Origin of the sequence: Streptomyces sp. NBC_01549 (assembly GCF_026339955.1) — a bacterium.
GTDB lineage: Bacteria > Actinomycetota > Actinomycetes > Streptomycetales > Streptomycetaceae > Streptomyces.
This window is the reverse complement of sequence record NZ_JAPEPW010000002.1, coordinates 1,006,071-1,026,142: the sequence shown is the minus strand read 5'-3', so window position 1 is coordinate 1,026,142 and position 20,072 is coordinate 1,006,071. Positions and strand designations below refer to the sequence as shown.

General features: G+C 69.1%; 16 protein-coding genes and 4 pseudogenes. 10 read left to right on the top strand and 10 right to left on the bottom strand.

The features are described from left to right. Positions 1 to 116 precede the first annotated feature (116 nt). Together OG819_RS39425 and OG819_RS39420 are read left to right on the top strand one after the other, a co-directional pair. Positions 117 to 3,338: a cytochrome P450 gene (locus OG819_RS39425; RefSeq protein WP_266653907.1), complete on the top strand. Its 3,222-nt coding sequence runs from the start codon at positions 117 to 119 to the stop codon at positions 3,336 to 3,338. A gap of 130 nt (positions 3,339 to 3,468) precedes the next feature. Continuing rightward, positions 3,469 to 4,515, top strand: a complete 1,047-nt coding sequence (locus OG819_RS39420; protein WP_266653905.1) for a zinc-binding dehydrogenase — start codon at positions 3,469 to 3,471, stop codon at positions 4,513 to 4,515. Positions 4,516 to 4,630: 115 nt separating this feature from the next. Here the strand turns inward: OG819_RS39420 and OG819_RS39415 are convergent, their stop codons facing one another. Both OG819_RS39415 and OG819_RS39410 read right to left on the bottom strand, forming a co-directional pair. After that, positions 4,631 to 4,948, bottom strand: coding sequence for a LuxR C-terminal-related transcriptional regulator (locus OG819_RS39415; protein WP_266653903.1), 318 nt, complete (start codon positions 4,946 to 4,948; stop codon positions 4,631 to 4,633). 90 nt (positions 4,949 to 5,038) lie between these two features. Next, positions 5,039 to 5,674: a TetR/AcrR family transcriptional regulator gene (locus OG819_RS39410; RefSeq protein WP_266632739.1), complete on the bottom strand. Its 636-nt coding sequence runs from the start codon at positions 5,672 to 5,674 to the stop codon at positions 5,039 to 5,041. A 137-nt stretch (positions 5,675 to 5,811) separates the two neighbouring features. Here OG819_RS39410 and OG819_RS39405 point away from each other — a divergent pair, with 137 nt between their 5' ends. From OG819_RS39405 to OG819_RS39385, 5 genes are all read left to right on the top strand, one after another. Beyond that, positions 5,812 to 6,957, top strand: a complete 1,146-nt coding sequence (locus OG819_RS39405; RefSeq protein WP_266653901.1) for a VOC family protein — start codon at positions 5,812 to 5,814, stop codon at positions 6,955 to 6,957. Further along, entirely contained in the window at positions 6,954 to 7,892 is a 939-nt protein-coding gene (locus tag OG819_RS39400; protein WP_266632743.1) for a fumarylacetoacetate hydrolase family protein, read from the top strand. Before OG819_RS39405 ends, OG819_RS39400 begins: the two co-directional genes overlap by 4 nt. Further along, positions 7,889 to 9,511 (top strand): bifunctional 3-(3-hydroxy-phenyl)propionate/3-hydroxycinnamic acid hydroxylase, encoded by a 1,623-nt coding sequence (locus OG819_RS39395; protein WP_266632745.1) that lies wholly within the window; start codon positions 7,889 to 7,891, stop codon positions 9,509 to 9,511. The genes OG819_RS39400 and OG819_RS39395 overlap by 4 nt, the downstream gene beginning before the upstream one ends. A gap of 16 nt (positions 9,512 to 9,527) precedes the next feature. Then, positions 9,528 to 11,546, top strand: a complete 2,019-nt coding sequence (locus tag OG819_RS39390) for an acetoacetate--CoA ligase (RefSeq protein WP_266653899.1) — start codon at positions 9,528 to 9,530, stop codon at positions 11,544 to 11,546. A 142-nt stretch (positions 11,547 to 11,688) separates the two neighbouring features. After that, positions 11,689 to 12,312 (top strand): malonic semialdehyde reductase, encoded by a 624-nt coding sequence (locus OG819_RS39385; protein WP_266635013.1) that lies wholly within the window; start codon positions 11,689 to 11,691, stop codon positions 12,310 to 12,312. A gap of 701 nt (positions 12,313 to 13,013) precedes the next feature. On the opposite strand, the pseudogene OG819_RS39380 reads toward OG819_RS39385, so the two are convergent. The 6 genes and pseudogenes from OG819_RS39380 to OG819_RS39355 all read right to left on the bottom strand — a co-directional run. After that, positions 13,014 to 13,238, bottom strand: a pseudogene (locus tag OG819_RS39380) (integrase core domain-containing protein); the annotation flags it as partial. A 180-nt stretch (positions 13,239 to 13,418) separates the two neighbouring features. Beyond that, on the bottom strand, positions 13,419 to 13,709 hold the full coding sequence (locus OG819_RS39375) for a hypothetical protein (protein ID WP_266653897.1): 291 nt from the start codon (positions 13,707 to 13,709) through the stop codon (positions 13,419 to 13,421). Between the two features lie 215 nt (positions 13,710 to 13,924). Further along, entirely contained in the window at positions 13,925 to 14,287 is a 363-nt protein-coding gene (locus OG819_RS39370; protein ID WP_266632777.1) for an STAS domain-containing protein, read from the bottom strand. Continuing rightward, positions 14,284 to 15,534, bottom strand: coding sequence for a SpoIIE family protein phosphatase (locus OG819_RS39365; protein ID WP_266653895.1), 1,251 nt, complete (start codon positions 15,532 to 15,534; stop codon positions 14,284 to 14,286). Before OG819_RS39365 ends, OG819_RS39370 begins: the two co-directional genes overlap by 4 nt. Next, entirely contained in the window at positions 15,534 to 16,343 is an 810-nt protein-coding gene (locus OG819_RS39360; protein ID WP_266653893.1) for an alpha/beta fold hydrolase, read from the bottom strand. The genes OG819_RS39365 and OG819_RS39360 overlap by 1 nt, the downstream gene beginning before the upstream one ends. A gap of 351 nt (positions 16,344 to 16,694) precedes the next feature. Beyond that, positions 16,695 to 18,212: a thiamine pyrophosphate-dependent enzyme gene (locus tag OG819_RS39355; RefSeq protein WP_266653891.1), complete on the bottom strand. Its 1,518-nt coding sequence runs from the start codon at positions 18,210 to 18,212 to the stop codon at positions 16,695 to 16,697. A 20-nt stretch (positions 18,213 to 18,232) separates the two neighbouring features. On the opposite strand from OG819_RS39355, the pseudogene OG819_RS39350 reads away from it, so the two are divergent. Further along, positions 18,233 to 18,625: pseudogene (locus OG819_RS39350) on the top strand (hypothetical protein); the annotation flags it as partial. 70 nt (positions 18,626 to 18,695) lie between these two features. Continuing rightward, positions 18,696 to 18,964, top strand: a pseudogene (locus OG819_RS39345) (LLM class flavin-dependent oxidoreductase); the annotation flags it as partial. Positions 18,965 to 19,135: 171 nt separating this feature from the next. Here the strand turns inward: OG819_RS39345 and OG819_RS39340 are convergent. Then, positions 19,136 to 19,366: a DUF5133 domain-containing protein gene (locus tag OG819_RS39340; protein ID WP_266653889.1), complete on the bottom strand. Its 231-nt coding sequence runs from the start codon at positions 19,364 to 19,366 to the stop codon at positions 19,136 to 19,138. 107 nt (positions 19,367 to 19,473) lie between these two features. After that, a pseudogene (locus OG819_RS39335) lies at positions 19,474 to 19,627 on the bottom strand (biotin carboxylase); the annotation flags it as partial. A gap of 34 nt (positions 19,628 to 19,661) precedes the next feature. On the opposite strand from OG819_RS39335, the gene OG819_RS39330 reads away from it, so the two are divergent. Next, entirely contained in the window at positions 19,662 to 19,928 is a 267-nt protein-coding gene (locus tag OG819_RS39330; RefSeq protein WP_266635204.1) for a hypothetical protein, read from the top strand. Positions 19,929 to 20,072: the final 144 nt, after the last annotated feature.

The window sequence follows — 20,072 nt, the reverse complement described above, 5'->3', positions numbered from 1 at the left end:
GCGGTCGACTTTCCATACGTCGTATGGTACCAATTCCATACGGCGTATGTTTCCGTGGTGCGGCCGGGTTTCGGCCAGCACCATTGCCATCCCCTCCCTGCACAAAGGAGCAAGCCATGTCCACACAGTCCGAGGCCGGCCTGCGACCCATCCGGTCTCCGCGCGGCGTCCCGCTCTTCGGCCACACGCCGCAGATCCCCAGCACCAACCCGGTGGAGTACTTCGGCAAGCTGTCCAAGCAGTTCCCCGAGGGGCTCTACGGCATGGAGATCGCCGGTATCGAGCAGGTCTTCGTCTGGGACCCGGACCTGGTGGCCGAGGTCTGTGACGAGACGCGGTTCTACAAGCAGATCGAGAAGACGCCGCTGAACCACGTCCGGGACTTCACGGGTGCGGGCCTGTTCACGGCCCATCAGCACGAGGAGGAATGGGGCATGGCGCACCGGATCCTCCTGCCGGCGTTCAGCCAGCGGGCCATGAAGTCCTACTACGGGCAGATGCTGGAGATCGCTCAGAACCTGGTGGGCAAGTGGGAGAGCAAGGAGGGTCGGCCAGTCAAGATCACCGACGACTACACCCGGCTGACCCTGGACACGATCGCCCTGTCGGGGTTCGGCTACCGGTTCGACTCGTTCGCCAAGGAGGATCTGCACCCCTTCCTCAACGCGCTGCTGGAGGCGCTGGTGGAGTCGCTGCGGCGCTCGCAGGAGCTGCCGATGATGACCAAGCTCCGCAAGGCCGATGACAAGAAGTACCGCGAGAACATCCAGCTGATGCGGGACCTGGTCGAGAAGGTGATCAAGGAGCGCCGTGAGGGGATCGACACGGGTGAGGATGATCTGCTGGGTCTGATGCTGCAGGCCACGGACCCCGACACCGGCAAGGGGCTGGACGACGACAACGTCCGCGACCAGGTGGTGACCTTCCTGATCGCCGGCCACGAGACCACCAGCGGTCTGCTGTCGTTCGCCACGTACTCGCTGATGCGCAACCCGCACGTCCTGGCCCAGGCCTACGCCGAGGTGGACCGGCTGCTGCCGGGCGACACGGTCCCGGACTACGACACGGTCATGCAGATGGACGTGATCCCGCGGATCCTGGAGGAGACCCTGCGCCTGTGGGCTCCCATCCCGCTGATCGGCAAGTCCCCGCTGGAGGACACCGTCATCGGCGGCTGCTACGGGCTGAAGAAGGGAACAAGGGTCAACATCCTCGAAGGCCCGCTGCACACCCATCCCAAGGCGTGGGAGCGGCCGGAGGAGTTCGACATCAACCGGTGGCTGCCGGAGAACCGGGTCAACCACCACCCGCACGCCTACAAGCCGTTCGGGAACGGTGTGCGTGCCTGCATCGGCCGGCAGTTCGCGCTTACTGAGGCCCGCCTGGCCCTCGCGCTGGTGCTTCAGAAGTTCAAGTTCTCCGACACGACCGACTACAAGATGGACGTGCGGGAGGCGCTGACGCGCAAGCCCGGCGACTTCGAGCTGGTCGTTCGGTCCCGTCAGGAGCACGAGCGCACCGTCTTCGGCGTCGCGGACCTGCAGACCGACGACACGCAGCACCAGGCCGCGGTCAGCGGTGTCGGGGTGAACCTGACCGTCGCCTACGGCTCCAGCCTTGGCTCGTGCGAGGACCTGGCGCGCACCATCGCCGACCGCGGCGAGCGCTCGGGGTTCGGCACCACCTTGGTCGGCCTGGACGAGCTGGGTGACGACCTGCCCACCGAGGGCCTGCTCGTCGTCGTGGCTTCCAGCTACAACGGCAAGGCTCCGGACAACGCGCAGCGCTTCGACGAACTGCTCACCGCCGGGCTCCCGGAGGGCTCGCTGTCCAACGTGCGGTTCGCACTGCTGGGTGCCGGCAACACCCAGTGGGTGGCCACCTACCAGGGCTTCCCGAAGCGGATCGAGGCAGGCCTGCTGGCCGCCGGCGCCACCCGCGTCATCGAGCGCGGCATCGCGGATGCCGCCGGTGACTTCGACGGCATGGCCACCCGCTGGATGGACACCCTGTGGACCACCCTGGCCGAGGAGTACGCCGCCGACACCTCCGAAACCACAGGGCCGCGTTTCCAGGTCCAACTGCTCACCGAGGCCGAGGTACGCCCCGCGATCGTCTCCGAGCAGGCCTACCCCCTCACGGTCGTGGCCAACGAGGAACTCGTCAACGACCCGACCGGCCTGTGGGACTTCAACATCGAGCCGCCGCGCCCGGCCGCGAAGTCCATCACCATCGAGCTCCCCGACGGTGTCACCTACGACACTGGCAACCACCTGGCCGTCTTCGCCAAGAACGAGCCGCAGCTGGTGAACCGCGCCCTCGCGCGGCTCGGAGTCGACCGCGACCAGGTCCTGCGTCTGGACCAGCCCGCCGGCGGCCGCACGCACCTGCCGGTGGGCACTCCCGTCACCGCGGGTCTGCTGTTCACCGAGTTCCTGGAGCTGCAGGACGTGGCCACCCGCTCCCAGATACAGACGCTGGCCGGGCACACCGAGTGCCCTTGGACCCGGCCGCAACTGCAGGCCTATACGGCCGACACCGTCGAAGCCGAGGAGCGCTACCAGACCGAGGTCCTGGGCAAGCGCGTCTCCGTGCTCAACCTGCTGGAGCGCTTCCCCGCGGTCGAACTGCCGCTGGCGGTGTTCCTGGAGATGATGGGCCCCATCCGCCCGCGGTTCTACTCCATCTCCTCCGCTCCGCTGGCTGACCCGCGCCACGTGCGCCTGACCGTGGGCCTGCTGGAAGGACCGGCCCTGTCCGGTGACGGCCGGTACCGCGGCACCTGCTCCTCCTACATCGCGGGCCTCAATCCCGGCGACGTCGTCTACGGCTATGTGCGCGTGCCCTCCCCGACCTTCGCCCCGCCGGCCGACCCCGCCACGCCGCTGGTCCTCATCGGCCCGGGCACCGGTATCGCGCCGCTGCACGGCTTCCTGGAGGAGCGAGCCCACCAGCACGCGAACGGCACCCAGGTGGGCCTGTCCCAGGTCTTCGTCGGCTGCCGCCACCCGGAGCACGACTACTTCTACGGCCAGGAGATGCAGGCCTGGGAGCAGTCCGGGATCGCCCAGGTGCACACCGCCTTCTCCGCGGTGACCGGCCACCCGGCCCGGTTCGTCCAGGACGCCATCGCCATTGCGGCCGACACCGTGTGGCAGGCCATCCAGGACGGCGCGTACATCTACGTCTGCGGTGACGGCCGCCGCATGGCACCCGCCGTACGTGAGGCGCTCGCCGCCATCTACCGCAGGCACACCGGAAGCGACGACGAGGCCGCCCAGCAGTGGCTCGCCCAGCTCGAGGCCGACGAGCGCTACCAGCAGGACGTCTTCGCCTGACCCCCAGACGCCGGGAGGCGTGCGGCGGTCCTGACACCCCGCACCTTCCCGGCCACCACTCACCCACGAGGCACCACACGGCACCCGTCGGCCGAACCGCCGGAGTGCCGCTCACAGAAAGCAGAACACCATGGACACCATGCTCGCCGGGCGCTTCCACCTGGACAGCAAGAAGTTCGCCGTCGAGGAGGTCTCCGTCCCCGTGCCCGGCCCGGGCGAGGTCCTCATCGAGGTCAAGGCTGCCGGCGTCTGTCTCTCGGACGTCCACCTGCTCGACGGCTCCCTCGTGCCGCTGTTCGCCACCTCCGACACGGTCACCGTCGGCCACGAGATCTCCGGTGTTATTCACACTCTCGGCCCCGACCTCAAGCGCGGCCTGACCGTCGGCACCCGCGTCACCCTGGAGGCCGGCAAGACCTGCGGCCGGTGCGCCGGCTGCGTGCGCCGCCGCCCCTGCACCCAGATGCTCACCGCCGGCATCGACTACGACGGCGGCTGGGCCCAGTACACCCTCGCCCGCGAGGACACCCTCATCCCCATCCCCGACAACCTCCCCTTCGACCAGGCCGCGATCATCCCCGACGCGGTCTCCACCCCCTACGCCGCCGTCGTCGCCACCGCAGGGGTGCGCCCCGCACAGTCCGTCGGCATCTGGGGCGTGGGCGGTGTCGGTGCCCACAACGTCCGCGTCGCCCGTCTGGCCGGCGCCGCGCCGATCATCGCTGTCGACCCGCTGCCCGGCGCCCGGGAGCGTGCCCTGGCCTTCGGTGCGGATTTCGCCCTGGACCCGGCCGCCGACGACTTCGCCGACCAGGTCCGCGCGGCCACCGGCGGACGGGGTCTGGACTTCGCCTTCGACTGCGCCGGCGTGCCGGCGGTCCGTGAGCAGGCCGCTGCCGTGCTCGGCCTGAACGGAGTCCTCATCCTGGTCGGGATCAGCCCCAGGCCGATCACCATCAGCGAGGGCCTGACCTTCAACTACCTGGGCAAGCAGGTGCGCGGCCACTACGGCGGCACCCCCGAGTCCGTCACCGAGCTGGTCCGGCTGGCCGAGGTCGGCCGTCTCGACCTGGCCCCCTCCATCACCGACCACATCCCGCTCGCCGAGGCCGCCGACGCGGTCAACCGGCTGGAGAACAAAATCGGCGACCCGATCCGCCTCATCCTCGTCCCCTGACAACTGAACAGAAAGTTCACCAAGACCACCTCGGGCAGGGGTGAGTGGGCGCCGGTGCTTGAGGGAGCACCGGCGCCCACAGTCTTTCGCTCCTGCCCCCTGAACCACAGGTGGTTCAGAGCCACCCGCGGCGTACCGCCTGCGCACCCGCCTGGAATCGGCTCGTCGCCCCGAGGCGGGGAGTCAGGTCGGTGATCCGGCGGCGCAAGGTGCGTTCGCTCAGTCCGGGTTGGCGGGCTACGGACTTGTCCTTCAGCCCGGCGTGGAGCAGGTCGAGCAGAGCACGGTCGGTCTCGCTGAGGTCGGGCTGTTCTTCCGTCTCCTGGGCCTCGCTGCCGAACAGGGGGGTGGCCTGCCGCCAGCTGGCCTCGAACAGCTCGACGAGGGCCTCGCACAGCGGTGACCGGTGGACCAGGGCGGCGGTCTCGCCCATAGCGGGCGCCGATGAGGCCCTGAAGTAACCGCCCAGCGCGAGCGCGCAGGGCCGCCCGGCATCCCTTCTGGACGCCGGGCCCCTGAGCTGTCAATCGAGGCCGGGCAGCGGGCGCCGGGTGACCTCACGGGCGTCGTCCGGAGGGACGCCGAGCATGCGCAGGACCATCTCTGCCAGGTCGGAGGCGGCCTCGTCCCCGTCGAGGTCGGGGCGGGCCAGCCGCAGCGCCACGAGGGACATCAGGGTGCCGCCCAAGGCGGACAGAGCGGTGGTCGCGTTGCGGCAGGTGAAGCGGCCTGAGGCGATGCCGATCTCCAGGTCGTGCAGGGCTCGCGGGGCGAGGCCCCGGTCGGAGTGGATGTAGGCCAGACCGCGGTCACGGAGGATCCGCATGAGTTCAGGGTGGGAGTCGGCCATCCGGGCGGTGAGCCGGAAGCCCGCGGCGACGAGCTCGGCCGGGTCGTCGATTCCTTGTACGCGCTCGTCTATGACCTGCCCGAACTCGTCCAGGGCGTCTGTCACCGCAGCGTCGAACAGCTCCGTCTTGGACTCGAAGTGGTTGTAGAAGGAGCCGAAACCGACGTCCGCGCGCTCGGCGATGGCCTGGATGCTGGCGCTGGTGTCCCCGGTCTCCGCGAGGATCTGCCGGGCCGCACGGACGAGCGCCTGACGGGTCTCGGCGCGGCGTCGCTCGAAGCGGTTCTTGGGCGGGGCTGACGTCGGCATACGGCGAGTGTAACAACCGTCGCGATGAGTCTGCCATTAGTGATGAGATCATCAATTATTTGGGTCCACCCTATTGACGATGGGTAACGGCAAAGTTGATGATTTCCTCATTACAGCAGTGTTGCTTGGAGGACACCATGTCCCACACCCCCGTTAACAGGGCCGCTCCCCAGACGCCCCACCAAGACCTCCACAGTGAGGAGGGCGCCCTGCGCGGTGAGCATCCGGGACGGTCCCGGAATCCCCTGATCAAGGTGGCCGACCTGGCCTGGCTGGAGTTCGAGAAGCCTGACCTGGACCAGGCCGAGGTCTTCGCCCGTGACTTCGGCTTCGCGATCGCCGCCCGCACCGAGGGCGAGCTGTGGCTGCGCGGCACCTTCGCCGGCTCGCCCTGCATGGTGATCCGGCGTGGGCGTGCGTCCCGGTTCATCGGGCCGGCGTTCCGCGCGGCAGAGCGGGCCGACCTGGACCGGCTGGCCCGCGCCACCGGCAGTACCGTCCGGGACATCGGCGTACCGGGCGGTGGGCAGTCGATCGCCCTGCTCGATCCCTCGGGCCTGCCCGTCCGGGTCGTGCACTGCGCCGAGCAGCTGCCCGCGTTGCCCGAGCAGGAGCCGCTGATCCTCAACTTCGGTACCGATCACCGGCGTACGAACGCCACCCAGCGTCCGCCCCGTGAGCCGTCCCGTATCCAGCGGCTGGGCCATGTGGTGCTGGAGACCCGGGTGTTCGCCCGCACTCTGGACTGGTACCTGGACACCCTCGGGATGATCGTGTCCGACTTCCTGTTCCTGGACGGGCAGCGCGGGCGCGGGCCGACGATGGCGTTCGTCCGGTGCGACCAGGGGAGTGTGGCTGTCGATCACCACACGCTGGCCCTGCACCTGGGACCCGGAACCGGCTATGTCCACTCGGCCTACCAGGTCACCGACCTCGACGCGATCGCCGCCGGCGGGGAGTACCTGGCCGAGCGCGGCTACCAGCGCAGCTGGGGCATCGGCCGGCACATCCAGGGCAGCCAGCTGTTCGACTACTGGCGCGACCCCGACCACTTCATGCTGGAGCACTTCGCCGACGGCGACCTCTTCTCCTGCGACCTGGAGCCCGGCTGGGCACCGATGTCGGCGAGCGGCCTGGCCCAGTGGGGTCCGCCGGTCACCCGCGACTTCCTGGGCGCCAGTCCTTCCCCCGCCAAGCTGCGCGAGGTCATGACGGCCCTGCGTGGCGACAACGAACTCGACCCCGCACGCCTGCTGGGCCTGATGAAAGCGATGAGCTCATGAGCACCAACGTTCTGCGTACCACCGACGGCTGGTGGGTCGTCCGGGACGAACGCGCCGTCCGCGTCGAGACCAAGGCCGTCACCACCGCCGAACTGCTCGCCGACCGCGACGCGGTCCGCGAGGCCGCCGCCTCCGCCGAGAGCGGGACGCCCGTCGCCGACCTGGTGGCGCTGCCTCCGGTCACCACCCCGTGCCGGGTGGTCGCCCAGATGGTCAACTACCGCAGTCACGCCAAGGATTCGGGCTTCACCGGCGACATCCCGCCCACCTTCTTCCGTAAGGCGTCCGGCTCGGTCAGCGGCCCCCACGACACGATCATCCGTCCCGCGCACGTGAAGTTCCTCGACTACGAGGTGGAACTCGGCCTCGTCATGGGCGCGACCCTGCCCGTGGGCACCGTCGTCGAGGAGCAGGACCTGCCGCGCTACGTCGCCGGCCTTGTCCTGACCAACGACGTCAGCGCCCGCGACGTCCAGCTGACCAAGACCCAGTTCTACGAGAGCAAGTCCTATCCGACCTTCACACCGACGGGTCCGTACCTGGCTCTGCTGGAACCCGAGGACTTCACCCATCTGCTGAACCTGAGGCTGCGGCTGTCGGTCAACGGGGTGTCACGCCAGGACCGCACGCTGGCCGACATGATCGTGCGGCCCGCACAGGCGCTCACCCTGCTCGCACGCTTCCAGACCCTCGACCCGGGCGACCTGCTGCTGACCGGCACTCCCGGCGGCACGGCCCTGAAGGCCCCGCCCAAGGCCGCCGAGAAGATCGCTGCGCTGTTGCCGCCCGCACTGAAGTGGAAGGCGTTCTTCAAGGGACAGGCCAAGAATCCCAAGTACCTGCGCAACGGTGACCTCATCACCGCAACGATCGCCACCGCGGACGGACGGATCGACCTCGGCGAGCAGCGGACCCCCGTCAGGGACGCACCATGAAGGCTGCATCCCGGAAACCGGTGGTGATCATCGGTGCGGGACCCGTCGGGGTCACGGCCGCCCTGCTGCTCGCCCGGCACGGAGTGCCCAGCGTCGTACTGGAACGGCACCGGGACATCTACCCGTTGCCGCGCGCCGTCGTCGTGGACGACGAGATCCGCCGGATCCTGCAGAGCGCCGGTGTACACGAGGAGTTCGCCGCCCTCGCGCGACCGGCGCCCGGACTGCGGCTGCTGGACGCCGGGCGCCGGGTGATCGCCGAATTCCCGCGGTCCACCCACGGACATCACGGCTTCCCCCAGACCAGCATGTTCGACCAGCCCGAGCTGGAACGCCTGCTGCGTGACGCCTTGGCGCGTCGTCCTGAGTGCGAGCTGTGGAGTGGGGTGGAGGTCGTGTCCCTCACCCAGTCCGTCGCACGTGACACCGATGGACCGAACGATCCGACGGGTTCCGTCCGGGTCACTTTCCGTCGCGACGGCAGCGACGAGGAGGAGCACCTGTGGGCCGATGCCGTACTCGGCTGCGACGGTGCGGGCAGTCTCACCCGTGACACCATCGGCGCCGTGTGGGAGGACCTGCACTTCGAGGAGAGCTGGCGGGTCATCGACGTGCGCACCAGCCGCCCTGTGCGCACCTGGGAAGGCGCCGAGCAGATCTGCTCGCCCACCCGGCCGGCCACCTTCATGCGCGTCGGCGAGGACCGTTACCGCTGGGAGTTCCGGCTGGCCGACGACCAGAACCTGGACGGCCCGGACGGATGGGAGCGCCTGCGCGAGCTGGTCGCCCCCTGGGTGGACCTGCCGCCCGACGCCTCGCAGGGCGACGACTTCGAGGTGATACGGCAGGCGCAGTACACCTTCCGGGCCCGTCTCGCCGATCGGTGGCGCAAGGGGCGCGTCTTCCTGCTGGGCGACGCCGCCCATCTCACCCCGCCCTTCGTGGGGCAGGGTCTGTGCGCGGGCCTGCGCGACGCCCAGAACCTCACCTGGAAGCTCGCCCGGGTGCTCCAACGGGGTGCAAACGAGGGGCTGCTGGACACCTACGAACGTGAACGCAAGCCGCACGCCCGCCATGTGATCCGCGTGGCGGTCGCCGTCGGCTGGGCCATGACCGGCGGACAGGACCGCGGTGCGGCGTTCCGCCGGGCGGTCGTGGGTGCGGCCTGTCGCATCCCCGGTGTGACCGCGGCGGTGAGCCGTGACCTCAGTCCCGGCCTGACCGCGGGTCCACTCGTACGGCGCCGGCCCAGACTGACCGGCCGCGTGCTGGCCGGCACCTTCTGCCCGCAGCCCTGGGTGCGGCACGACGGCAGGCGAGTGCGTCTCGATGACGTCCTCGGAGACTCCTTCGCCGTCCTGACCGCTGTGCCACCCACAGCGCAGATGACGGTCGTGGCCACGGTGCTGGGCGCCCCGACGATCCGCGTCGACGACCTGGGCGACGACGGCACCCTGGCCGGCTGGCTGGCCCGCGGCCGTGCCGACGCCGTCCTGCTGCGCCCCGACCGCGTCGTGATGGACACCGTCCTGGCCGGCACCGGTGACTTCATGGACACCGTCGCCTGGGCCCCCCTGTTGCACACGGCCCGCCGTACCGCCGATGCCCGGCCAGCCTGACGAGGAGCACCACACCATGACCACCCCGCACTCTGAGCCGTATACGGAACCCTTCTTCACTCCCGACCCGAAGTCGGCCGCCCGCAGCCGCATCGCGGACTTCGCCCGATGGGCGGCCCGGCACCGGGGCGCCGAAGGAATCCAGGACCCCACGGACTACCGAGCCCTGCACCAGTGGTCCGTCACCGACCTCGAAGGGTTCTGGGCCGCGGTGTGGGAGTACTTCGACATCGACGCGACGACTGAGTACGAGCGGGTGCTGGCCGAGGAGACCATGCCCGGCGCCCGCTGGTTCCCCGGCGTCACCCTCAACTACGCCCATCACGCGCTGCGCAACCTGCAGCCGGACGCTCCCGCGATCACCGCCCTGGACGAGACCGGGGCCGGGTACGAGATCACGGGCCGGGAGCTGCGCGCCCGGGTCGCCTCTGTGGCTGCTGGCCTGCGCGACCTGGGCGTCGGACAGGGCGACCGGGTGGTGGGCTATCTGCCCAACACCCCCCACGCCGTCATTGCCTTCCTGGCCACCGCAAGCCTGGGCGCGGTGTGGTCGGTGTGCGGCCAGGACTACGCGCCCAGGGCCGCCGCCGACCGCTTCGCCCAGCTCGAACCCACGGTGCTCATCACCGCTGACGGCTACCTCTTCAACGGCACGACCCACGACCGCCGCGCCGCCTCGCTCGAACTCGCTGCCGCCCTGCCGACGTTGAAGGCCACGGTACTCGTGGACCACGTGGGCCTTGAGTGGCCCGAGGGCGGGAACTCGGGGCTGAGAGTTGCCTGGGAGGACGCGGCCACCCGTGTCGAGCACCTCAACATCGTCCCGGTGCCGTTCGACCACCCCCTGTGGGTCGTCTTCTCCTCCGGCACCACCGGACTGCCCAAGGGCATCGTCCACGGGCACGGCGGCGTCCTGCTCGAACACCTCAAGACCCTCGGCCTGCACACCGATCTGGGCACCGGGGACCGCCTGCTGTGGTACACCACCACCCACTGGATGATGTGGAACCTGGTCGTCTCCACCCTGCTGACCGGTGCCACCACCTGCACATACGACGGCAGCCCGGCACCGCAGGCACGTCCGGACGTCCTGTGGGAGCTGGCGGCCCGTCACAAAGTCACCGTCTTCGGCACCAGTCCTCAGTACCTGCTGACCATGGCCAAGCTGGGCATCGAACCCTCCGTGCACGACCTGTCGGCCATCCGCGTCGTCGGCTGCACCGGCTCCGCTCTGCCCGCCTCCGCCTACCCCTGGGTCCGCGACCACGTGGGCGCCGGCGTCCAGCTGGCCTCCACCAGCGGCGGCACGGACATCGTCTCCGGCTTCGCCGGCAGCGCCTCCACGACCCCCGTCTGGGCGGGGGAGCTGTCCGCCCCCAGCCTCGGCGTGGCCCTGGCCGCCTACGACGCGACGGGCACCCCTGTCCTCGACCAGGTCGGCGAACTGGTCGTCACCCGGCCCATGCCGTCCATGCCGCAGTATTTCTGGAACGACCCCGACGGCAGCCGCTACCGCGACGCCTACTTCGGCGCCTACCCCGGTGTGTGGCGGCACGGCGACTGGATCACACTCACCTCGCACGGATCGGTGATCGTCCACGGCCGCTCCGACGCCACCCTCAACCGCAACGGCGTGCGCCTGGGCAGTGCCGACATCCACGACGTCGTCGAACGCCTCCCCGAGATCACCGAGGCCCTCGTCATCGGCGCGGAGGAACCCGACGGCCGCTACTGGATGCCGCTCTTCGTGGTCCTCGCCGACGGGGTCGCCCTGGACGACTCCCTGCGCGTCCGGATCCGCGACGCGATCCGCACCGGCGCCTCACCCCGCCACGTCCCCGACGAGATCCTCGCCGTACGGGCCCTCCCGCACACGAAGACCGGCAAGAAACTCGAGGTTCCCGTCAAGCGCCTGCTCCAGGGTGCGCCTGCCGAGCAAGTCCTGAACCCCGAGGCGGTCGACAATCCCGACCTGATCGCCTACTTCGCCCGCCTGGGCGCGGAGCGGAACAAGCGGTCAGCGCACGACACATGACGTCGGCCAGGGGACCACAGGCCCACGTGACAGCACCGGGTCCTTGTGCCCTGCCCGGCTCCGTAAACCCCGTCCCCAGGGGGTGGTGCCGGGGCGGTCAATCCGCCCCGGCACCACACACAACCGAAGTAAGAGAGAAATGATGAGCATGACCGACCGCGAACCGCAGGCCCTCGATGTCCTCGACGACGCCGGACGAAAGGTGCTGTTCACCGAGGCCCGCACCGCGAACACCTTCGCCGAGGTGGCCGTTGCCGACGACGAACTGACCATGATCTGGGAACTCGCCCGCTGGTCGCCGAGCGCCGCCAACGGCCAGCCTCTGCGCGTGCTCTTCGTGCGGACCCGCGAGGGCAAGGAGCGACTCGTCCGGCATCTCGACGAGGGCAACAGGGCCAAGACGCTCAGTGCGCCGGCTGTGGCGGTCCTGGCGTACGACCTCGACTTCCATGAGCAGATGCCGACCGTCTTCCCGGCCCGCGGAGACTTGCTGCGAGCGGCGTTCGCCGACCAGATCGACGCGCGCGAGAGCATCGCGGCCTACAACTCGGCACTGCAGACCGGGGTCTTCCTGCTCGCGGTCCGTGCGGCGGGGTTCGCGGCCGGTCCCATGGCGGGCTTCGACAAGGCCGGCATGGACGAGGAGTTCTTCGCCGGTACCGGCTGGCGCTCGCATCTGGTGGTCAACATCGGTCACCCCGGTGCCGACCCGTGGTTCCCGCGGCTGCCCCGCGTGCCCGTCGAGCACGCCCTCGCCTGGGCCTGACGGCACGGCAGCCGCCTGGTCGGGCCGGATCCGAAGTCCGATCAGCCCGAGCGTGGTCGGCGTAGAAGTGAAAGGTGCCATGCCGTGGGTGCCGGTGCTCTCCTTAGTACCGGCGCCGATTTTTCTCCCCTGCCCGGGTGGCTGTGATGGACTTTCTGGAAGCGACCATCCTCATAGCGGCCATCAACGAGTGGCTGCAGCCCGGGTGATCATGCGGTGCCGCGTGTCATGCGGAGAGTGAGCGCCTTGAGCGGCAGTTCGATGAGTGGTCGTCACGGCGATCTCCACCAGTGGGGTCCCAAAGACGGCACGCACGCCTCGACTGCTGCAGAGATGCCTCGAGGTCGCGGGCCTTCGAGCGAGTCGAGGCCGCCTCTTACCTGGGGCCCCGATCAACACCCCTAGGGCGACGGAACTTCGCACTCGCATTTCCATACGTCGCATGGTTCATTCGAAAGGTACTTCCCTACGTCGTATGGAACCTTATTGCCTTGCTGCGAGAGCGACTTCTCTCGCGCTCGGTGACGCAGCGCAGAGCCGACCGAACCCGCACGGAGCGGCCAACAGCGCCCCACGAACTGCACCAGCGACAGGAGCACCCGTTGCGCTGACGGATTGCTCTGGCCTGAAGGAGAAAAACCGTGAGTAACCTGACGAAGGGCATGTGTATCGCTGTCACCTCCGTGGTGGTGGGCGGAGCCCTAGTTGTATTGACCCGCAGGGTTGTTGACGCGGCTGATCGGGGGCTGGCCTCCGAGTGCGGTGTGGCAGCGATGGTAGTTGTAGGTGTGAAGGAAGGTGTCGAGGGCTGCTGTTCGCTCGTCGTTTGAGGTGTAGGGCCGTAGGTAGGCCCACTCTTCGAGGAGGGTGCGGTTGAAGCGTTCGACTTTGCCATTGGTCTGGGGCCGGTAGGCGCGGGTGAGCTTGCCGGTCGCGCCGAGTTGAGAGTCGCGCTTGCGGCGGTAGTCGGACAGCGCAACCTTCGCTCATCACTCGCTCCTTCACGGGACATATGGGCCAAGGGCCGGTCCTGGTGGGACATGCGGGCCAATGGCCGGGCAGGGGACCCGAGCGCCCTGTGCCGGCGGCGGCGCTTCGTCGCTTTGTCAGTGCTGGGGGTGCGGTCCGGCCACCGTGTCCGGCCCGGCGACCAGGGTCCGCTGGGCGCGCGGGCTGTGATGCCGGTGTGCCGTCCCGCGCATCGCCATGGCCAGACCCAGGCAGAAGATCAGCGCCAGTGCGAGGCCGGAGCAGAAGATGGCCAGGGTGTTCATGGTGACGATGTCGTGGTCGAGCACTGACACGGTGTACTCGGGTCCGCCGGACAGGTTGTCGGCGATGGCCAGGCCGGTGAACGCGCCGGTGGCCGAGAGGAGGAGCAGTCCGATGAACAGCATCCGAGTCATCTCCTCAGGGAGCGTGTGAGGCCTCAGGGGGCATGTCGCCGCTACGTGTACCCGTGACCCGGCGGGGCACACGGCAGGATGCCGCGGCGTAGGGCTGCCCGCCTGCGCGCGCTGTTCACCAGGCAGGCCACCAGTTCCTGGGCAATCACGGTCACGCGGACACTCGGCAACCTCCATCCCCACCTGCTGGTGAAGGGGCGGTACGTTCAGGGGGCGGGAGTGGGTGGTGTCCAGGCTGTTTCGGCCGCTTGTGCGGTGGGGTGGGTGGGGAAGACCTGGTCCAGCCCGACGATGTGGAAGATTCGGCTGACGCGGTCGGGGACCGCTGCCAGTGCGATGTCTGCCTGGGCGGCGAGAGCGTGATTGCGGGCAGCGATGAGGACGGTGATGCCGCTGGAGTCGCAGAAGGTGATGCCGGTCAGGTCGATGACGAGTTGCTGGCCTGCCCGGAGTGCCAGGCGGGGCAGGAGCGCGCGTACGTCGGGCGCGCTGTCGTTGTCGAGTTCTCCGGTCAGTTCGATGACGGGTCCGGCGGGGGTGGCGCGGGTGTGGACGGTCAGCTGGGTCACGACTGCTCTTCACTGGTGGGTCGGGGCACGCTGATGGCGAGCACGGCGGTGTCGTCGTCCACTCCGGTGCCGAATGTGTCGAGCAGTTCACGGACCGCGGCGATGGCGTCGGAGGCGGTCGTCGGTGCCAGGACCTGGGCGAAGTCGAGAAGAGCGTCGTCACCGTAGCGGTCGCTGTCAGTGATCTGGGTGGTGTGTGCTTCGGTGAGGCCGTCTGTGTGGAGCAGCAGGGTGTCGCCGGGGTCCAGGCGGACGGTGGTCGTGGCGATGTAGGCGTCGGGCAGGACGCCGATGAGCTGCCCGCCGGGGGTGGGCAGGTAGTCGGCACTGCCGTCGGCGCGCATCAGCAGGGCCGGGGGATGGCCGCCGCTGGCCAGGGTGACACGGAAGCCACCTCGGTCGGCGTCGGGGGTGAGCAGTCCGAAGATGACCGTGCAGAACCGCGGGTCGTCGCCGTTGTATTCGTGGTTGAGAACCGTGTTGAGGTTGCTCAGGACGGCGGCCGGGTCGGGGTTGTAGACGGCGGCGGCGCGCAGGGTGTAGCGGGCCAGGGAGGTGACGGCCGCTGCGGCTGCGCCCTTGCCGCACACGTCACCCAGGAACAGTCCCCACGTCCCGGCGGCGAGAGGGAACAGGTCGTAGAAGTCGCCGCCGACCTTGTCGGTGGAGGCGATGTGGTAATGCGCGGCTACATCCAAGCCGGGCACATTCACCAGGGCCGGGGGCAGGAGGGTCTGTTGCAGGGTGGCGTTCAGGCGCTTGAGTTCTTCGCGTTCGCGTTCTGCTTCCTGCCGGGCACGCAGCAGCTCGGTTTCGTAGGCGCGGCGGTCGCGGGCGTCGAAGACGGTGGTACGGATCAGCAGTGGCTGCCCGTCGCTGCCGGTCCTGACCGTGGAGGTCACCAGTACCGGCAGACGGCTGCCGTCGGCCGCCTTGAGTTCCAGAGCGATTCCGCTGACCTCTCCCTGCATGCGCAGCAGCGGAGCGAAGTGCGTCTCGTGGTAGAGCCGGCCTCCCACGGTGAGCAGATCGGAGAACGTCTGGTGGCCCACCAGGTCGCCACGTCGGTAGCCCAGCCAGTCGAGCAGCGTAGTGTTGATCTTCGCGATCGTGCCGTCCAGCAGGGTGGAGAGATAGCCGCACGGCGCATGTTCGTACAGGTCTTCCGCGCTGTCTTCCAGCAGGGCGGAGAACGCCGCGAGGTCGTCACGGCTCTGGCTGCTCTCGCCGTCACTGGTCTTGCACATCATCGGCTCGCTCTCGCGAAGGCGGTGATCGCGGCAGCCGTCTCCTCCGGGGCGGCGAGCTGGGGGCAGTGCCCGGTCGCGTTCAGCGTGACCAGGTGGCTGCCGGGGATCTGCGCCTGCACGAAGGGTCCGACCTCCGGGGGCGCGATCGCGTCGCTGGAACACTGCACGACCAAAGTGGGCACGGTGACCTTGGCGAGGTCGTCGCGGTTGTCGGACAGGAATGTCACCCGGGCGAAGGCCCGGGCGATGTCGGGATCGGTCCGGCAGAAGCTGTTGGTGAGCTCCTCGCCCAGTTCCGGACGCTCGGGATTCCCCATGATCACCGGCGCCATGGCACCCGACCAGCCCAGATAGTTCGCATCCAGCGATTCCAGCAGCTCATCGATGTCCTCGGCACTGAACCCGCCCCGATATCCGGCGGCCGGATCGTCGATGAAACACGGCGACGGGGCGAGCAGCACCAGACCGGCGAAGGCCTCCGGCTCCCGCGCCGCAGCCAGAACACCCATCATCGCGCTCACCGAGTGACCCACAAAGGTCACCGGCCCGAGCGACAACTCATGGCAGATCTCCAGTACATCATCGGCATATCCCTCCAGCGAGGAATAACGCTCCATGCTCCACGCCGTGAGATCGGAACACCCCGCTCCCACGTGGTCGAAGAGCACCACGGTGAAGTCGCGCTCCAGAAGCGGTGCCACCAGCCGCCACATGTTCTGGTCGCACCCGAACCCGTGTGCCAGCATCAGCACGGGGCGACCGGACCGGCCGGTCACCGTCACATGATTCCTGCTCCGCACACTCATACGGCCATCCTCGCAGACGGTTCCACAGCCCCCAGGGGAACCGAGTGGCTTCAGTCGTGACGGGGCACCGAGGTAGTGCACCCAGCTGTCGTTCGCGTATTCCGTCCGGGTCTCCGCGGTGAACCGGTGGGCCTTGCTGCGCTGCGCCTCGCGGCGCTCATCCGGCCCCGGAGGGGGACCCGTGACCCGGTGGGGGTACGCCGGGTCACGGGCGGTGTCAGTGACCGTATCCGGGGGTGGCGGCCGGGCGGAGACCTGCGTCGCGCTGGGCATCTGGCGATTGCTCGTCAACCGGGCCGCCGCCGGGGCAGGACGCTGATGCTCCCGGTGGCAACAGGCCGACGCTCCCGGTCAGCCTTCGCGGCTCGGGAGAATTTCCTTGACCTTGGCGATCGCGAAGCCCCATCCCTGTGCCACGGTCGGCTTGCCCGGCACGGCCACCTCCTCGGGGTTGGTCAGCACGTCCAGCAGGACCGGCCCAGGGGTGTCGAGGGCCCGGCGCACGCTGTCGTGGAGATCGGCCGGGTCGGTGACGCGGATGCCGGTGAGGCCGAGCGCGCTGGCGACCGCCGCGAAGTCGGGGTTGTCGAATTCCGTACCGAATTCGGGCAGGCCGGCCTGCTCCTGTTCGAGCTTGACCATTCCCAGTCGGCGGTTGTCGAAGACCACGAGCTTCACCGGCAGTTGGTACGTCTTGATTGTCATGAGGTCGCCGAGCAGCATGCTCAGTCCGTCGTCGCCGCAGAAGGCCACGGTCTGGCGATCGGGCGTCCAGAGCTGGGCCCCGAGGGCCTGGGGCATGGCATTAGCCATCGAGCCGAGGTTGTACGAGCCGATCAGGCGTCGACTGCCACGCATGGTGACGAAGCGGGAGAGCCAGACGGTGGCCATGCCGGTGTCGGAGGTGAAGACGGCGTCCTCCGCGGCGTACGCGTCCACCGCGGCGGCCAGCGCCTCGGGGCGGATCTCGTGGTCACGGTTGTTCAGAGCGGCCCGCAGCTTCCCGGTCCAGCGGCGCTCGTGACCGGGGTCGGCCGGGCGCTGCTGTCCTTCCTGCCAGCGGGTGAACCGTTCCCGCGCGTCGTCCAGGTGGCCGCGGTCCGGGGCCGCCTTCAGCAGCGGGAGCAGAGCCCGTAGCGTCGCACCGACGTCACCCGCCAGACCCACGTCCACGGTGACCCGGCGGCCCAAATGCTCCTCACGGGTGTCGATCTGGACGACCTTGCACCCCTTCGGGTACCAGTCCCGGTAGGGGAAGTCGGTACCCAGCATCAGGAGCGCGTCGCCGCTGTCGAGCGCGCGGGAAGCGGCGGGGTTGCCTATCAGACCGGTCTGTCCCACCTGGAAGTCGTTGTCGCCCTCGAACCCCTCCTTCGCCTTGAGGGTGAGTACCATCGGCGCGGCGAGCACGTCGGCGGTCCGGAGGACCTCGGCGCGGGCGGCGCGCGCTCCGCGGCCGACGAGCAGGGTGACGCGGTCCGCGGTGTTCAGGAGTTCGGCGGCCGCCGCGAGCGCCGGGTCGTCCGGGCGGGTGACGGGGCGGTCGAGGGCGAAGCGGGCGGGCCGGTCGTCGCTCAGCTCCCGGTCACCCAGGTCCCCGGGCACGGTGAGCACCGCCACTCCGCCTTGGCTGACGGCTGTACGCACGGCGGACTCGAGCATCCGTGGCATCTGGTCGGGGGAGGAGACGGTGGCGCGGTACACGGCGACGTCACGGAAGAGCAGGTCGTTGTCGACTTCCTGGAAGTAGTCGGTGCCGACCTCGGCGAGGGGAACCTGACCGCAGATCGCGAGAATGGGCGTACGGCTCTTGGCCGCGTCGTAGAGCCCGTTGAGAAGGTGTACGGAGCCGGGTCCCACCGTTCCCATGCACACCCCCAGGGTTCCCGAGAGCTGGGACTGCGCTCCGGCGGGCGGTCAGCGACCGCCTCCTGACCCTGGCGGAGGCCGCGACCGCGGCGCTGGCTGGTGGCCGCAGCCGGCTGGCCGCCCTGGTTGGTGGCCTCGCGCTGCTCGCGGGTTCGGTCTGTACCCGCTTCGGGGTCTTCGCGGCGGCCATCGCCTCCGCAGAGGACCCGAAGTACACCGTCGTACCTCAGCAAGCGCGTACACACCGAGCCGACCCCTCTGGAGGGTTCCTCACCGCCACGTCGCAGGGCGGCTACGTCGCCGTGGATCAGCTGTGTGAAGCCCTGAGAGTCACGTGCGCCGTACACAAGCGGGGCACGGCGTCGGGAGACCAGGAGAAGGAGGTCGACGTGCAGCTCCGGAGGAAGCGATAGCAACACGGAGACCGCGTCTCGCGGCTCCATGCGCGCTTGAGTGGCCCCCGACCACGAAGAGAAGAGCGACATGGTGCAGATCGGGTACACGATGGTCACCAAGCAGGCGGGCCCGCCGGAGCTCGTCGGCCATGTGGTCGGAGCCGAGCGTGCCGGCTTCGACTTCTTTGTCGCATCCGGTCACTACTTCCCCTGGCTGGAGTCCCAGGGACACGCCCCTTGGCTGGAGCGTGCTCGGTGCCGCCCGCAGGCGCCGAGCGCATTTCCCTGATTACGTGCGCGACGTGCGCGACGACCTCTTACCACCCGGCGGTGGTCGCCCAGAAGGCCGACAGCCTTCACTGGCCCAGGCTGGAGGGGGGCAGAGTCCCCCTCCAGAACATGGTGTTCGTGCGGCCGGTCGGTAGCGGACCATGGCTGTCGAAGGTCAACGGATTCCCCGCCGGATCAGTCTTCCTGCAGACGGCAGAGCAAGCCCGGCACTGCCGTCGACCCCCCAGAGGTACGAGGTCAGCCGGCAGTGAGTAAGGAGTCGTCCTGAGGGCGGGCGCCGGGCAGTTGGTGCCGGGCGGCGACGAGGGCGACATGGACGTCCCGGGTGCCGGTCGACACGCACAGCGTGTAGGAGATGTCTGCCATCCGCTGCCGTACGGCGGGGCTGCCGTTCTCGGCATGCAGCGCGTGCAGCGTCTCGTACTGCTCGACGAGGTCCTTCAACACCGCGGGGTGGGCCATCAGCACCAGGAGTCTCCATTCACGCGAAGCTGGCATTCGCGATGCGGATACCCCCGGTCAACTCGCGTATGCGGCTGTAGTCACAGCAGGTCGCGTGGTTTGTGTTCGTTACAAGTACGGGATTCATCCATGTCCTCGACTCCAGAAGCGAGTTCCGAGGAGTGGGCGAGCGTGGGCTTCAGCTGCATGGGGAACCGCACGTCCTCGGCGGACTCGGGTCTTCGGCCTCCAGGTCGACCGCCCGAACCGCGGATGTCTGTCGCGTCGGCCGGATCTTCGACCACCGGGCACACACGCCGTGGTGACCGCCGGCTCCGTTCTGGGCGTCCCGAGCATCATCATCGCGGACACCACACCGAACGTGGGCGTCTTCGCCGTCGGCTGGCAGCTCGTCAGCTCGTCGATGGCGGCCGCCTCCCACCAGCCCGTCTTCGCCGCACTCACCGGGTGGTGGAAACCCGACCACATTCGCGCCGCCGCCGTCGTCACCTCAGCCAGTGGGTCTCGCCTCCGCCGTCTTCGCGACCCGTCATCGCGGTGCTCGCGGACCACCTGTTCTGGGGCGTGACGCACGTCGTCGCACTGGTGCTCGCCGGCGTGACATCCCCATGCACCTCTTCGTGCTGAGCGCGCCGTGGCTCTAGGCGTTTCTTACGCCGCTCGCGTTACTGGTGGTTCGGGCACGGTGGCCCGTCGAGGCCGACCGTTCCGG

Excerpts from the sequence above, each read along its gene's own strand:
- OG819_RS39425 (WP_266653907.1), top strand. The coding sequence starts at position 117 with ATGTCCACACAGTCCGAGGCCGGCCTGCGACCCATCCGGTCTCCGCGC.
- OG819_RS39420 (WP_266653905.1), top strand. The coding sequence starts at position 3,469 with ATGGACACCATGCTCGCCGGGCGCTTCCACCTGGACAGCAAGAAGTTC.
- OG819_RS39415 (WP_266653903.1), bottom strand. The coding sequence starts at position 4,948 with ATGGGCGAGACCGCCGCCCTGGTCCACCGGTCACCGCTGTGCGAGGCC.
- OG819_RS39410 (WP_266632739.1), bottom strand. The coding sequence starts at position 5,674 with ATGCCGACGTCAGCCCCGCCCAAGAACCGCTTCGAGCGACGCCGCGCC.
- OG819_RS39405 (WP_266653901.1), top strand. The coding sequence starts at position 5,812 with ATGTCCCACACCCCCGTTAACAGGGCCGCTCCCCAGACGCCCCACCAA.
- OG819_RS39400 (WP_266632743.1), top strand. The coding sequence starts at position 6,954 with ATGAGCACCAACGTTCTGCGTACCACCGACGGCTGGTGGGTCGTCCGG.
- OG819_RS39395 (WP_266632745.1), top strand. The coding sequence starts at position 7,889 with ATGAAGGCTGCATCCCGGAAACCGGTGGTGATCATCGGTGCGGGACCC.
- OG819_RS39390 (WP_266653899.1), top strand. The coding sequence starts at position 9,528 with ATGACCACCCCGCACTCTGAGCCGTATACGGAACCCTTCTTCACTCCC.
- OG819_RS39385 (WP_266635013.1), top strand. The coding sequence starts at position 11,689 with ATGAGCATGACCGACCGCGAACCGCAGGCCCTCGATGTCCTCGACGAC.
- OG819_RS39375 (WP_266653897.1), bottom strand. The coding sequence starts at position 13,709 with ATGCTGTTCATCGGACTGCTCCTCCTCTCGGCCACCGGCGCGTTCACC.
- OG819_RS39365 (WP_266653895.1), bottom strand. The coding sequence starts at position 15,534 with ATGTGCAAGACCAGTGACGGCGAGAGCAGCCAGAGCCGTGACGACCTC.
- OG819_RS39360 (WP_266653893.1), bottom strand. The coding sequence starts at position 16,343 with ATGAGTGTGCGGAGCAGGAATCATGTGACGGTGACCGGCCGGTCCGGT.
- OG819_RS39355 (WP_266653891.1), bottom strand. The coding sequence starts at position 18,212 with ATGGGAACGGTGGGACCCGGCTCCGTACACCTTCTCAACGGGCTCTAC.